Origin of the sequence: Ectopseudomonas khazarica (assembly GCF_004521985.1) — a bacterium.
GTDB classification, from domain to species: Bacteria; Pseudomonadota; Gammaproteobacteria; order Pseudomonadales; family Pseudomonadaceae; genus Aquipseudomonas; species Aquipseudomonas khazarica.
The window spans coordinates 194,264-206,947 of record NZ_SBHZ01000010.1 but is presented as its reverse complement, the minus strand read 5'-3'; the positions used below and the strand labels follow the sequence as shown (position 1 = coordinate 206,947).

Here is a 12,684-nt window from a genome sequence, read left to right as displayed (position 1 = left end):
CCCCCGAACTGGCGCCGATGCGCCGCCGCCCCCTCGACGAAGTCCACCCGCACCGGCCCAGGCGCCTTGTCGCCCAGCTCGACCAGTTGCAGCCCGTCATCGCCGAGCTGCAAGGCGAACTCGGTGTCCCCCTGCTGCGCCAGGCCAAGGCGCGCGGCCCACCGGGCGGCCGCTTCGGCGTACTGGGGATGCAAGGCTTGCATGTAGATACTGGCGTTGTGCCGCTCGTCGGTCATTGGTTCTGCCTGCCCAGAAATCACTCAAGTCATCGACCCGCAGGCCGATAGCGAAGAAGCGGCATTCTGCCAGACCCGGCCGCCGACAGCCGCATCGAGTGTGATCATGTTCGACGCTCTATCCGCTCCACGCCCGCTCAGCAGTCCGGCGAGCCCACGCCCGCACGACGATGACCTGGACAAGGCGGCGCGCGAATCCCTCGATTACCAGATTCTGCGCCGTACCCTGGGCATCGAGGACAAACAGAAGCCCGGCGAGATCGCCCGCGAGCTGAACGACACCGTCGAGCCGCCGGCGGTATCCGCCAGCGCCGCCTCCGTCAGCCAGGCGGTGGTCGACCAGCGCTCGCTGGAACTCGACGTCACGCTCGAGCAGACGCCTCAGCAGGTCGACCCCCTGGTGCTGGACCTGGCCGGCAACGGCTTCTCCACCAGCGGCCTGCTCCGCCCGACACGCTTCGACCTGGATGCCGATGGCCGCACGGACTCGGTCAGCATGCCCAGCGGCGACGATGCGCTGCTGGCGCTGGATCGCAACGGCAATGGCCGCATCGACGACGGCCGCGAACTGTTCGGCGACCAGCATGGCGCCGCCAACGGCTTCGCCGAGCTGGCGCGCTTCGACGATAACGGTGATGGCCGCATCGACGCGGCCGATGCCGTGTTCGACCAGTTGCGCCTGCTGCGCTTCGACGCCCAGGGCCGCCAGCACCTGCAGACACTCGACGAAGCGGGTGTCAGCGCCATCGACCTGCAGGCGCGCGACGTCAGCATCGCCCTGGGTGCCTACGACCAGATCGCCCAGCTGGGACGGTTCGAGTTCAGCGACGGACGCAACGGGCAGGCGGCCGACCTGCTGCTGGCCAAGCGCTAGCTGTGTAAACCCAGCCCTGCAGCAGCCAGACGCGACGCCCTAGCGGCACATCCGCCACATGCCCATGTCCAGGTGGAAGTGGTCACGGTGCGCCGCGTTGTAGTCCGGCCCCAGGGTGATGTTGAAGCGCTCGCAGGCGGCGTCCTGTACCAGGCGCAGGAAACGCGCGTTGTCGCCCTCCCCCGACCAGTCGTGCAGCACGCTGATGCGCCGGCCATCGCGCAGACGAAAACCGACCAGGTCCAGGGCATTGGCATAGGAATGCTGGCTCGGTCGCTGGCTGCCGGCGATGCTGCGACAGGCGAAGCTGCCGACATGCTCGACACGGCTTACCGGCTGGCCGAACACGCGTTGCGCCGCTGGCTGCAGACCATGGCGCTCGAACAGCGCGAAGCTCACCGCCAGCGGACAGGTGGCCATGAAGCTGCTGCTCAGGCCGACGCGGCCGCCCTGGACGCGCACGGCATTGCGTAGCGGACAACCGGGTTGCGGCGTGCTGTCAGGCAGGCGGGTGAAACGCAGGTCGGCGGTCGCCAGGGCCAGATCGCACAGCGCGCGATCCTCGCTCAGACGCCAGACCTTGAAACCGGTCAGCAGGTTCGGCGCGTCCCGCACATCCAGCGGTGCCCAGGGGTTGAAACGCGGCGCGACATCCAGCCAGCCGCGCCACAGGGCAAGCAGCAGCGCCGCGCCCAGCAGCACGGACACGAGCAACAGCCAGCCGACCTTGCGTATCAGCATCGACATTCTCCGTCAGAGCAGGCCGAGCTGTTCCAGCTCCGGCTCCACCTGCAACACGGGCAGTTCGGGCAACCCGGGCAGGCGCTGCATCAGCTGCTGGTGGAAACGCCGGGCCAGTTCGGGGGCCAGGCGGTTGTCCGACGTATGCGCGAACACGTAGGGGCGCAGCCCCTGCTCGATCCAGCCGGCGACCTTGTCCAGCCAGGGAAGCATGAAAGGATCATTGGCCAGCAGCTCGGGGTGGCCGATGAAACGCAGTTGCGGGCTCTGGCTGAAGGCCGTGGGTCGAGTGGGCAGGCGCGGCTTCTTGGCCTGGGCGTGCAACACCGCAGGCGCCTGCGACTCACAGCTGAACAGCGCACGCGAATCCAGGCAGACGCGCTCGATGCCGCGCTCGTGCAGCAGGCGATTGAGCAGCCGTTCGGCATCGCCCTTGGCGAAGAACTCCGGGTGACGCACCTCGATCGCCAGCGGCAGGTCCCCCCAGTGCTCGATGAACGAGGCCAGCTCCGCCAGTCGTGAAGGAGCGAAGCTGGCCGGCAGCTGCAACCAGTACGGCTGCACCCGTGCGCCGAGCGGCGCCAGCAACTGGCGAAACTGCGCCACCTCATCCAGCTGCTGGCAGAGGTCGTCGCTGTGGCTGATCTCACGCGGCAGCTTGGCACAGAAGCGGAAATGCTCCGGCATCTGCTGCGCCCAGCGCGCCACCGTCTGCTCACTGGGCCGGGCATAGAAGGTGGTATTGCCCTCCACCGCATTGAACACCTGGACATAGCGCGCGAGAAACTCGGCCGGCCGCGTGTCGTCAGGGTAGAGCGTGGCGCGCCAGGCCGCTTCGCTCCAGGACGGGCAACCGAGGTAGTAAGGAAGCGCAGCAGTCATCGGTCGATGCAAGCCACCTGGCAGAGGCGCGGAAAACGCGGTGAAACGGAGTTACGCGTAGAGGTCGAGACCGAGTACTTCCTGCGCATCGGACTCGCTCGCGTAGGCGGCGGTGGTGCTGTAGCTGGCCAGCGCCTGAGCGGCACGACCACTCAGAGCAGGTTGTTGATAGCCCAGGTCCTGGGAGCGCGCGGGCAGGCTGTCGCCGTTACTGCTGCTGGCCTGGACCCGGCGAATCTGCGGGGTCTGCTCCAGCCCCTGGCTGCTGGCCGGAGCGGCCGGCTGCTCGCGCTGAGCCTCGACTTCCCGCTGCGCCTCGCGATAGGGCGTGACCGCAGTCCCCGAACGGGGGCCGCGATCTGGCGAGTAGGAAGGTAGGTAACCGTCGATCCGCATCTAGGACTGCTCGGTAGGCTCGGCTGAACAAGGCATTGTGTTGGCAATGTAGCGGCGTGTATCGACCTTGGCAAATACCATCCGCCCGTCGACGCCGCGCATCCGACCGGCTGTCACGCCGGCGGCGCCTTGGGTGTGGCGACCTGGTCACGCAGGTACACCGGCTGCGCCTGATCGGCAGGCAGCGCCTCGCCACGACTCCAGGCAAAGCGGGCCAGCGCGAGCAGGTCCTCGGCATGCGGCAGCAGGCTGCCATCCATGCCACTCGGTTGCAGCGCGATGCGCGCGGCGAAGGTGCCCCAGCCGGTGCCGGCGCCGAACCACTCGCCAGCGCTGCCACGCGGCGCTTCGGCCTGCTCCGGCGGCAGCACGGCTTCCTGGCCAAGCAGGCGCATCTCGCCTTCCTGAGCCTGGTAGCAGCCCCAGTAGACCTCGTCCATCCGCGCATCGATGGCCGCCGCGACCTGTGTCACCCCGCGCTCACGCAGGGCGCGCTGAGCCAGCACGGCCAGGTTGGACACCGGCACCACCGGGCGCTCGAGCGCGAAGGCCAGCCCCTGCACCACGCCGATGGCGATACGCACGCCGGTGAAGGCGCCGGGGCCACGACCGAAGGCAATGGCATCCAGTGCCGCGGCGCTGATGCCGGCGTCTCCCAGCAGTTGCTGGATCATCGGCAGCAGGCGCTGGGCATGCAGGCGCGGAGCGACTTCGTAGTGGCTGAGCACGCGACCGTCGTGCAGCAGCGCGACGGAGCAGGCTTCGGTGGCGGTATCCAGGGCCAGGAGAGTGGTCATTGGGTTCAGACGGCTGAAGAAAAAGAGCCGGCATTAGACCGGCTCGAGGATTTTTTTTCCAGTTTCATGACGGTGCTCGGCCTGCGCCGGGCGACCGACGGGAGCCTTACCAGGGCTCGATGACTGTCTCGGCGTCCCAGCCCTGGAGCGGCGCCTTGGACCAGGTGCCGTAACCGGCGTTAGGGAAGACGATCCACTCGGTGCCCCACTTGCCCGCCTCTTCGGCGACGGTCTTGCGTTGCGCATCGAGCGGGGTCTTGCGGAAACGGGCATCGAAGTCATGCAGGGTATCGCCGAGCAGCAGCACGATCTGGTGATCGGCGCTGACGATGGCGCGGCGCTCGACCTTGGGCGGGCCCAGCAGCAGCACGCTGTCCGCCGAGACCTGCGGCAACCCCAGTTTGCTCAGGGTGGCCAGGGTGTACTTCTTCTGCTCGTCGGAGCGGTCGGACACGTAGCGAATGGTCACCCCGAGCTTGTCGGCGTGTTCGAGGAATTTCTTCGCGCCGGGGATCAGCGCCGGTGTGCCGTCACGCTCCCAGGGCAGCCAGGTGTCCCAGGCGTCGTATTGATGACAGTTGGCCAGGTCCCGCGCCAGCAGCGCGCTGTTGTCGATCACCGTTTCGTCGAGGTCGGTGACGATGGCCAGCTTGGCGGGGTCTTTCGCCGCAGCCACGGCCTTGTCGAGTTTCTCCGTGGCGATGTTGTAGGCCTGCAACTGCAGCGCCTGGATTTCCGCCGACTGCTGCTGGAAGCGCAGGCCCATGCGGAACTCGGCAACGGAACAGTCGGTCTTGCTCGGTGCTGCGGAATCGGCGAATGCCAGCGGAGCGGCCAGCAGCGATGCGGCAAGGCCCAGCCAGATACGTTTATCGGTCATTGAATACCCTCTTCCTTATTGGTTCACCTGTCGACACGCCCCAGGCGCCCGCCCGAGGCTTGCACGGTCGATACTAGTCGGCCCTGTAGTGCGGGCCATGCTTGAGAGCGACCCGAACATACCATGTTGCAGAAACGACCAAGGCCCCTTTCGGGGCCTTGGCAGGAGGACGACTGGCGGGGTGGACTCAGTCCAACGCGGCCAGGGTCTTCGCGGTGATCTGCTCGACGCTGCCGACACCCGGAATGTGGGTGTACTTCGGCGTGCCGGTCTCGGCAGAGAGGTTCTGGTAGAAGTCCACCAGCGGCTTGGTCTGCGAATGGTAGACGGACAGGCGATGACGCACGGTCTCTTCCTTGTCGTCTTCGCGCTGCACCAGCTCCTCACCGGTGAGGTCGTCCTTGCCGGCCTCTTTCGGCGGGTTGTATTCGGTGTGGTAGACGCGGCCGGAAGCCGGGTGTACGCGACGACCGGACAGACGCTTGACGATTTCCTCGTCGTCCACGGCGATTTCCACCACGTGGTCCAGCGCCACACCAGCATCACGCAGGGCTTCGGCCTGCGGAATGGTGCGCGGGAAGCCGTCGAACAGGAAGCCGTTGGCGCAATCGGCCTGAGCGATGCGCTCCTTGACCAGGTTGATGATCAGGTCGTCGGAGACCAGACCGCCGGCGTCCATCACACTCTTGGCCTTCAGGCCGAGCTCGGTGCCGGCCTTGACCGCAGCACGCAGCATGTCGCCAGTGGAGATTTGCGGAATACCGAACTTCTCGGTGATGTAGCGAGCCTGGGTACCTTTGCCGGCACCGGGCGCCCCCAGCAGAATCACGCGCATCGATGTGCTCCTCAAGATTTATCTAGTAATCGGTCGGACTCGCCTCGTGGGGCCAATCTCTTGAATGGTGTGCGGCAGCTGTAGCGGCCAAAAGGCTGCTCAAGATACACAGCACTCCCCAGGCGCACAAGCCGCCTAAAGTCGGATAAAAACCCTCCGCCCGATGCAGTGCCGACAGCCGGCAGGGGCGGCGCGACACGCGCCTCATGCCCCTGCGACGGCCTCAGCCGGTGTTGCGCAGACCCGCCGCGATACCCGCCACGCTGACCAGCAACGCCTGCTCGAGAGGGCTCTCCGGCGCCTGCTCGCGGAGCCGGCAGCGGGCCAGCAACTCGGCCTGCAACAGGTGCAGCGGATCGAGATAGGTATTGCGCACGCTGATCGACTCCAGCGTCTCGGGACTGTGCGCGAGCAGGCGAGACTGGCCGGTCAGTTCCAGCACGGCAGAGCACGCCTGCGACAATAGGTCGCGTAATTGCCCACCCAGCGGCTGCAAGGCCGGCTCGACCAGCCGCTCGTCGTACAGTGCCGCGATGCTGGCGTCGGCCTTGCTCAGGACCATCTCCAGCATGTCGATGCGCGTGCGGAAGAACGGCCAGTGCTCGCGCATGTGCTTGAGCAGCTCGCCATCGCCCCCCGCCAGGGCCTGCCCCAGCGCCTGCTCCCAGCCCAGCCAGGCCGGCAGCATCAGGCGCGTCTGGGTCCAGGCGAAGATCCACGGAATCGCCCGCAGGCTCTCCACGCCGCCCGCGCGCCGCTTGGCCGGCCGGCTGCCCAGCGGCAACCGGCCCAGCTCCTGCTCCGGCGTGGCCTGGCGGAAGTACTCGACGAACTGCGGGTGCTCGCGCACCACGCCACGGTAGGCCTGCACACCGGCACTGGCGAGACGGTCCATCATCGCCCGCCAGCTGGGCTCGGGCGCCGGTGGTGGCAGCAGCGTGGCCTCCAGCACCGCCGCCAGGTAGAGGTTGAGGTTCTGCTCGGCGATGTCCGGCAGGCCGAACTTGAAGCGAATCATCTCGCCCTGTTCGGTGGTGCGGAAACGCCCGGCCACCGAGCCCGGCGGTTGCGACAGGATCGCCGCATGCGCAGGGCCACCGCCACGGCCCACGGTGCCACCGCGACCATGGAACAGCAGCAACTCGACCTGATGCGCCTGGCACAGGCGCACCAGTTCTTCCTGGGCGCGGTACTGCGCCCAGGCCGCCGCGGTAGTACCGGCATCCTTGGCCGAGTCGGAATAGCCGATCATCACCTCCTGCGGCCCGTGCAGGCGCGCCCGGTAGCCAGGCAGGCCCAGCAGGCGGTCGATCGCCGGGCCGGCGTGGTCGAGGTCGGCCAGGGTTTCGAAAAGTGGCACCACACGCATCGGCCGGCGCAACCCGGCCTCCTTGAGCAGCAACTGCACGGCGAGGACATCGGAAGCCGCACCGGCCATGGAGATCACGTAGGAGCCCAGCGATGCCGCCGGTGCGGCCGCCACCTCGCGGCAGGTGGCGAGCACCTCGGCGGTGTCCGCCGCCGGACGATAGTCGACGGGCAGCAACGGCCGGCGGCTTTCCAGCTCACGCTGGAGGAACGCCAGGCGCGCCTCCTCGTCCCATTCGGCGTACTTGCCCAGCCCCAGGTAGTCGGTGATCTCCGATAGCGCCGCAGCATGGCGCGCGGCATCCTGGCGCACGTCCAGGCGCACCAGGAACAGGCCGAAGGTCGCCGCCCGGCGCAGGCAATCGAGCAACGGCCCGTCGGCGATCACGCCCATGCCGCAGGCATGCAGCGACTGGTAGCACAGCTGCAGCGGCGCCAGCAGATCATGATTGTCGCGCAGCACTGCGCTGCTCGGTGCGATGTCGGCGTCGAGCGCCTGCTGCGCCCAGCGGCGTGTCTCGCGCAGGCGCTCGCGCAACTGCTTGAGCAACGCGCGATACGGCTCGGCGCTGTCACCGACCTGAGCACGCAGCTCGGCGCTGGCCTGCTGCATGGACAACTCGGCGGCCAGCTGGTCGATATCGCGCAGGTACAGGTCAGCGGCCATCCAGCGCGCCAGCAGCAGCACCTCGCGCGTCACCCGCGCGGTGACATTGGGGTTGCCGTCGCGGTCACCGCCCATCCAGGACGCGAAGCGAACCGGCGCGGCCTCCAGCGGCAGGCGCAGGCCGGTCGCGGCGCGCAGGCTGTTGTCGGCGCGTCGCAGAAACTGCGGTACCGCCTGCCACAGCGAATGCTCGATCACGGCGAAGCCCCACTTGGCTTCATCCACCGGGCTGGGGCGGCTGCGGCGAATCTCCTCGGTATGCCAGGCCTCGGCGATCAGCCGCTGCAGGCGCTCGACGATAGCCTGGCGCTCCGCCGGCAGCAGGTCGCTGTGATCCAGCGCCGTCAGCTGCGCGGCGATGGCGTCGTACTTCTGGATCAGGGTGCGCCGCGCCACCTCGGTGGGGTGGGCGGTGAGCACCAGTTCGATGTCCAGGCGGCCGAGCTGGCGCGCCAGCTCCTCCGCGCCCTGCCCGCTGGCGAGCAGACGTTCGAGCAGCTCGTCGAGCACGCGCAACTCGAAGGGTTCGGGTTCGTCGGCGCGACGCCGGCGCACGCGGTGCTGCTGCTCGGCGATATTGGCCAGGTTGAGGAACTGGTTGAAGGCGCGCGCCACCGGCAGCAGCTCATCGTCGCCGAGCTGACCGAGGGTGCTGGCCAGCTGTTCGGTGTCGGTGGCGGTCCCGCGACGACCGGCCTTGGCGCCCTTGCGAATGCGTTCGATCTTGTCGAGGAACTCGTCGCCCAGCTGGGTGCTGATGGTCTTGCCCAGCAGCTCGCCAAGCAGGTGCACTTCCTCACGCAGACGCGCATCGATTTCTGCCATGTCGCACTCCTTCTCCTGACCGATGTCAACAGAGTGCCCAGCGCGCCAACTTCTTACAAGGGTGCGACGCGCAGCAGGGCGCGCGACAGCGCTGGGTCTAGGCTTGTACACAGGGGTCGCCTGCCCCGTTCGCGAGGAGTGACAGCATGAGAATCCGAGAGCTGGCAGAACATTGGGAACAGAATGCCCAGGGCCGCCTGACGACGACCCGCTACCAGATTCACCTGGATGTCGAAGCGGCCGCCCGCCTGGCCGCGCTCACCGAGATGTACCCCAAACACCACAGCGAAGAACTGCTTGGCGAGCTGATCGGCGCGGCCCTGGAGGAACTGGAAGCCAGCCTGCCCTACGTGCGCGGCAGCAAGGTCGTGGCCCTGGACGAACAGGGCGATCCGCTCTACGAGGACGTCGGCCCGACACCGCGCTTCCTGGCGCTGTCGCGCAAGTACCTGCGCGAGATCACGGAGATGGACGAGCAGAACCCGCAGGCCCGCCACGGCACCTGAGCGTTCGATATATCGCTCACTTCGCCGGTCATCTCGCATCCCTCGAGGCGTTTTTCTATTACGCCGCCTCAACTGACACCGCGCAAAAAAAATCCACGGTTCCACGTCAAGCCAGCACAGCCTTCCTCAGAAACCCAGTAGAAACGGCCTCCGCGCAGTACTGACGGGGATTGCAGCGCACCGCCCCGGCGCCCGAAACCGCTGCTGAAAGCTGGCCAAATGACGCCCCCGCATCAGGCGAATCGTGAGCAAACTGTCATTTTTTCTGAACCATTCAAAAAACACGCGGGTCCCAATTTCAGGTCATCGAGGCACGCCAGCCTCCCGCGGGACGGCTCCTCGATGCGCCACTTGTCACGGATATCGTCATTCATAGGAGTGTTTCAAATGGAGTTAGCCGCCATGAAGACCCATACCGAGAAGCGTCCAAACACCAGCCTGCGCGGAATCAAACTGGCTGCCCTGGTCCTGGGCAGCAGCCTCGTGCTCGCTGGTTGCGCCGGCAACCCGCCCAGTGAGCAGTACGCCGTCACGGAGTCCGCCGTGAACTCGGCGATCAGCGCCGGCGGTACCGAGTTCGCCCCGGTGGAAATGAAAGCCGCGCAGGACAAGCTCAAGCAAGCCGAGTTCGCCATGCACGAGGAAGAGTACGAGAAAGCCCGTCGCCTGGCCGAGCAGGCCGAATGGGACGCTCGCCTCGCCGAGCGCAAGGCCCAGGCCGCCAAGGCCGAACGTGCTGTGCAGGATGCCCGCCAGGGTGTTCAGGAACTACGCGAGGAAGGCATGCGCAACGCTCAGTGAGCGCCCGCACCTCGCCCATTCGCTGACAGATATAAGGATGAATCGCCATGCGTAAACACGTGATGATCCCCGCCCTCCTGGCCATGAGCGTCGGCCTCGCCGCCTGCTCGCACCAGCCCAACGCCAACCTCGAGTCGGCCCGCAGCAATTTCTCCTCGCTGCAGAGCGACCCGCAGGCCAACAAGGTCGCGGCGCTGGAAACCAAGGAAGCCCAGGAATGGCTGAACAAGGCCGACAAGGCCTACATGGAGAAGGAAGACGAGAAGAAGGTCGACCAGCTGGCCTACCTGACCAATCAGCGCGTCGAGGTGGCCAAGCAGACCATCGTCCTGCGCAGCGCCGAAGCCGAACTGAAGAACGCATCGGCACGCCGCGCCCAGGCGTTGCTGGACGCTCGCGACGCGCAGATTCGCAAGCTGCAGGACAGCCTCGATGCCAAGCAGACCGAACGCGGCACCCTGGTGACCTTCGGTGACGTCCTGTTCGACTTCAACAAGGCCGAGCTGAAGAGCAGCGCCCTGCCCAACGTCACCGAGCTGGCACGCTTCCTTCAGAAGAACCCGGAACGCCAGGTGATCGTCGAGGGCTACACCGACAGCGTCGGCTCCGCCAGCTACAACCAGGGCCTGTCGGAACGACGCGCCGAGTCGGTCCGTCGCGCGCTGATCCGCGCCGGTGTCGCACCGTCGCGCATCGTCGCCCAGGGCTACGGCAAGGAATATCCCGTCGCGGACAACGGCAGCGACTCAGGCCGTGCGCAGAACCGCCGTGTGGAGGTGACCATCTCCAACGACAACCAGCCGGTCGCGCCCCGCTCCTCCAGCGACGCCTGATCGCCGAGCGCCATGAAGAAACCCGCCTGTTGGCGGGTTTCTTGTTTTCCGGGGTTCGCTTGTCGCAGGGCTCTGCCAGCCCTTACTGCTGCAGCGCAGGCGTTTCCTCGCCCATGCAGCGTACGGCCTGCTTCTTGTTGTCCACCAGCACGCCGGTCAGGCCCTTCTGCTCCAGATCGAACAGCACCAGCACCCCGTCGATGCACTGCGCGACCTGGTTGGCCGGCTTCAGCGACACCTTGTAGTCCTCGCCGGGGATGGTCTTGAGCATGGTGAAGTCGGACAGCAACAGGGCATCTTCGGGTTTGGCGAAATGCACGTAGCCGTAGTACCAGAGCACGGCGACGGTGCCGACGATGCTGCCGATGGCGGTGATGATCAGCGGGATGGGGTTGCGTTCGGTCATTGCGGACTCTCTGTTGCGGATTCGGTAGCCGTTTCCAGGCGTTCGAGCGTGGCCAGCGGCGTCTCGAAGAACGCCAGCAACGACGCGCGCCAGGCCGGTTCGGCGAAGGTTTGCACGTGCGCGCCGCGGGTCGCCTGGAAAGCACGTGGCGGGCGCGCAGCTTGATACAAACGCCGGCCATTGGAAAGCGGCACGATCGTGTCGTCAACACTGTGGTAGATCAGCAGCGGCAAACCCTCGAGCTTGTCGATGCCATGAATGGCGCTGTCGGCATCCGGCACCAGCCAGGACAGCGGTACCTGCAGTGGCCAGGTCAGCCAGGACGTGCTCAGCGCATGGCGCGCGACATCGCGATAGCTCGCCGGTACGCCGTCCAGGGCCATGGCCCGCACGGCTGCCCGCCGCTCGGGGTGCTCAGCCAAATAGTGCACGGCCAACGCCCCGCCGAGGCTCTGCCCCAGCACGAACAGGGGCTGCCCCCGGACTTCTGGCGCCTGCTCGAGCCAGGCGAACGCCGCGTCGATATCCTGGTACACCGCAGGCAGGCTGGGCTTGCCTGCGGAAAGCCCGTAGCCACGGTAATCCAGCATCAGTACCTGATAGCCCTGCTCCGGCAGCCAGTGCACGCCGCCCAGGTGCCAGGCCAGGTTGCCGCCGTTGCCATGCAGATGCAGCACCGTGCCCTTGACTGGCGTACCTGCCTTGGCCGGCAACCACCAGGCGTGCAGGCGGGTGCCATCGGCGGCCTGCAGTTCGATGTCGCGATACGCCAGGCCGGCGCGCTCGGGCGTGATCGGCAATCCCGGCTCGGGATAGAACAGCAACCCGCTGCAACCGGCCAGCCACAGGCTGACCAGCAGCAGGGCCCAGCGCCCGAGTCTACTTGCCACCCGCGCGAACCTCCTCACGGGCCTGCACGGTCGCCGTGTAGACGCGCTCGGCCAGACGCGAGAACGGCAGGCTCTGGATCCACACGCTGCCCGTGCCCTTGAGGGTGGTCAGGAGGATGCCCTCGCCGCCGAACAGCATGCTCTTGAGGCCGCCGGCCAGGCCGATGTCGTAGTCGATACCGTCGCTGAAGGCCACCAGGCAGCCGGTGTCGAGACGCAGGGTTTCGTTGTTCAGCTCCTTGCGGATCACCGTGCCGCCTGCATGCACGAAGGCCAGGCCGTCGCCTTCGAGTTTCTGCAGGATGAAGCCCTCGCCGCCGAAGAAGCCCGCGCCGATGCGCTTGGCAAAGCTGATGCCGACGCGGGTGCCATGGGCGGCGCAGAGAAAGGCGTCCTTCTGGCAGATCAGCGTGCCGCCGATCCGCGCCAGCTCGATCGGCACCACGGTACCGGGGTAAGGGGCGGCGAAGGCGACCCGTGCCTGCCCCTTGCCGGCATTGCTGAAGTGGGTCATGAACAGCGACTCACCGGTGAGCATGCGCTTGCCGGCGCTCCACAGCTTGCCCAGCAGGCCGCTGGACGAGCCGTCGCCCATGCGGGTGTCGAAGCGCACGCCCTCGGTCATGTAGTTCATCGCCCCGGCCTCGGCGATCACCGTTTCCCCCGGATCGAGGATGATCTCCACCGACTGTGCGGAACTGCCGAGGATTTCGTAGTCGAGTTGATGGCTGGGCATTACTGGACCTC

The 12,684-nt window shown here is 66.9% G+C and carries 15 protein-coding genes; 4 read left to right on the top strand and 11 right to left on the bottom strand.

Translation table 11 applies throughout. The annotated features are described in order from the left end of the window. Positions 1-236: class I SAM-dependent methyltransferase (locus EPK82_RS15130; RefSeq protein WP_167494361.1), on the bottom strand; the 236-nt coding region annotated here is incomplete at its 3' end. 106 nt (positions 237-342) lie between these two features. On the opposite strand from EPK82_RS15130, the gene EPK82_RS15125 reads away from it, so the two are divergent. Further along, positions 343-1,110 carry a hypothetical protein gene (locus EPK82_RS15125; protein ID WP_244229981.1) on the top strand — a complete coding sequence of 256 codons (768 nt, stop codon included), beginning with the start codon at positions 343-345 and terminating at the stop codon, positions 1,108-1,110. Between the two features lie 39 nt (positions 1,111-1,149). On the opposite strand, the gene EPK82_RS15120 is transcribed toward EPK82_RS15125, so the two are convergent. From EPK82_RS15120 to ppc, 7 genes are all read right to left on the bottom strand, one after another. Next, a complete protein-coding gene (locus EPK82_RS15120) occupies positions 1,150-1,851 on the bottom strand; it encodes an extensin-like domain-containing protein (protein ID WP_134677076.1) in 702 nt (233 codons plus the stop codon). 12 nt (positions 1,852-1,863) lie between these two features. Then, positions 1,864-2,733: a DUF72 domain-containing protein gene (locus EPK82_RS15115; RefSeq protein WP_134677075.1), complete on the bottom strand. Its 870-nt coding sequence runs from the start codon at positions 2,731-2,733 to the stop codon at positions 1,864-1,866. Between the two features lie 51 nt (positions 2,734-2,784). Further along, positions 2,785-3,129, bottom strand: a complete 345-nt coding sequence (locus EPK82_RS15110; protein WP_037049343.1) for a hypothetical protein — start codon at positions 3,127-3,129, stop codon at positions 2,785-2,787. Positions 3,130-3,242: 113 nt separating this feature from the next. Further along, positions 3,243-3,926, bottom strand: coding sequence for a tRNA (adenosine(37)-N6)-threonylcarbamoyltransferase complex dimerization subunit type 1 TsaB (tsaB, locus tag EPK82_RS15105; protein WP_037049346.1), 684 nt, complete (start codon positions 3,924-3,926; stop codon positions 3,243-3,245). Between the two features lie 106 nt (positions 3,927-4,032). Next, complete coding sequence (locus tag EPK82_RS15100; protein ID WP_037049347.1) at positions 4,033-4,806, bottom strand: 5'-nucleotidase, lipoprotein e(P4) family; 774 nt, start codon at positions 4,804-4,806, stop codon at positions 4,033-4,035. Between the two features lie 187 nt (positions 4,807-4,993). After that, a complete protein-coding gene (gene adk / locus EPK82_RS15095) occupies positions 4,994-5,641 on the bottom strand; it encodes an adenylate kinase (RefSeq protein ID WP_047588432.1) in 648 nt (215 codons plus the stop codon). A gap of 223 nt (positions 5,642-5,864) precedes the next feature. Further along, complete coding sequence (gene ppc / locus EPK82_RS15090) at positions 5,865-8,501, bottom strand: phosphoenolpyruvate carboxylase (RefSeq protein ID WP_134677074.1); 2,637 nt, start codon at positions 8,499-8,501, stop codon at positions 5,865-5,867. Between the two features lie 146 nt (positions 8,502-8,647). Here ppc and EPK82_RS15085 point away from each other — a divergent pair, with 146 nt between their 5' ends. The 3 genes from EPK82_RS15085 (at position 8,648) to EPK82_RS15075 (ending at position 10,641) form a co-directional block, all read left to right on the top strand. Then, the gene (locus EPK82_RS15085) at positions 8,648-9,007 is read left to right on the top strand and encodes a hypothetical protein (RefSeq protein ID WP_037049353.1); all 360 of its coding nucleotides are present in this window, start codon (positions 8,648-8,650) and stop codon (positions 9,005-9,007) included. 387 nt (positions 9,008-9,394) lie between these two features. Next, entirely contained in the window at positions 9,395-9,808 is a 414-nt protein-coding gene (locus EPK82_RS15080) for a DUF4398 domain-containing protein (RefSeq protein WP_134677073.1), read from the top strand. A 47-nt stretch (positions 9,809-9,855) separates the two neighbouring features. Next, positions 9,856-10,641, top strand: coding sequence for an OmpA family protein (locus EPK82_RS15075; protein WP_134677072.1), 786 nt, complete (start codon positions 9,856-9,858; stop codon positions 10,639-10,641). Positions 10,642-10,723: 82 nt separating this feature from the next. Here the strand turns inward: EPK82_RS15075 and EPK82_RS15070 are convergent, their stop codons facing one another. From EPK82_RS15070 to EPK82_RS15060, 3 genes are read right to left on the bottom strand one after another with little or no spacing between them, the layout of a single operon-like run. Next, positions 10,724-11,047: a hypothetical protein gene (locus EPK82_RS15070; RefSeq protein WP_037049362.1), complete on the bottom strand. Its 324-nt coding sequence runs from the start codon at positions 11,045-11,047 to the stop codon at positions 10,724-10,726. Beyond that, positions 11,044-11,907, bottom strand: coding sequence for an alpha/beta hydrolase (locus tag EPK82_RS15065; protein WP_134677083.1), 864 nt, complete (start codon positions 11,905-11,907; stop codon positions 11,044-11,046). The genes EPK82_RS15070 and EPK82_RS15065 overlap by 4 nt, the downstream gene beginning before the upstream one ends. 19 nt (positions 11,908-11,926) lie before the next feature. Continuing rightward, positions 11,927-12,673, bottom strand: a complete 747-nt coding sequence (locus tag EPK82_RS15060) for a TIGR00266 family protein (RefSeq protein WP_037049368.1) — start codon at positions 12,671-12,673, stop codon at positions 11,927-11,929. Between the last annotated feature and the right edge of the window lie 11 nt (positions 12,674-12,684).

What these genes read in the sequence shown, in the direction of transcription:
- EPK82_RS15125 (WP_244229981.1), top strand. Translation starts at nt 343, where the DNA reads ATGTTCGACGCTCTATCCGCTCCACGCCCGCTCAGCAGTCCGGCGAGC.
- EPK82_RS15120 (WP_134677076.1), bottom strand. Translation starts at nt 1,851, where the DNA reads ATGCTGATACGCAAGGTCGGCTGGCTGTTGCTCGTGTCCGTGCTGCTG.
- EPK82_RS15115 (WP_134677075.1), bottom strand. Translation starts at nt 2,733, where the DNA reads ATGACTGCTGCGCTTCCTTACTACCTCGGTTGCCCGTCCTGGAGCGAA.
- EPK82_RS15110 (WP_037049343.1), bottom strand. Translation starts at nt 3,129, where the DNA reads ATGCGGATCGACGGTTACCTACCTTCCTACTCGCCAGATCGCGGCCCC.
- tsaB (WP_037049346.1), bottom strand. Translation starts at nt 3,926, where the DNA reads ATGACCACTCTCCTGGCCCTGGATACCGCCACCGAAGCCTGCTCCGTC.
- EPK82_RS15100 (WP_037049347.1), bottom strand. Translation starts at nt 4,806, where the DNA reads ATGACCGATAAACGTATCTGGCTGGGCCTTGCCGCATCGCTGCTGGCC.
- adk (WP_047588432.1), bottom strand. Translation starts at nt 5,641, where the DNA reads ATGCGCGTGATTCTGCTGGGGGCGCCCGGTGCCGGCAAAGGTACCCAG.
- ppc (WP_134677074.1), bottom strand. Translation starts at nt 8,501, where the DNA reads ATGGCAGAAATCGATGCGCGTCTGCGTGAGGAAGTGCACCTGCTTGGC.
- EPK82_RS15085 (WP_037049353.1), top strand. Translation starts at nt 8,648, where the DNA reads ATGAGAATCCGAGAGCTGGCAGAACATTGGGAACAGAATGCCCAGGGC.
- EPK82_RS15080 (WP_134677073.1), top strand. Translation starts at nt 9,395, where the DNA reads ATGGAGTTAGCCGCCATGAAGACCCATACCGAGAAGCGTCCAAACACC.
- EPK82_RS15075 (WP_134677072.1), top strand. Translation starts at nt 9,856, where the DNA reads ATGCGTAAACACGTGATGATCCCCGCCCTCCTGGCCATGAGCGTCGGC.
- EPK82_RS15070 (WP_037049362.1), bottom strand. Translation starts at nt 11,047, where the DNA reads ATGACCGAACGCAACCCCATCCCGCTGATCATCACCGCCATCGGCAGC.
- EPK82_RS15060 (WP_037049368.1), bottom strand. Translation starts at nt 12,673, where the DNA reads ATGCCCAGCCATCAACTCGACTACGAAATCCTCGGCAGTTCCGCACAG.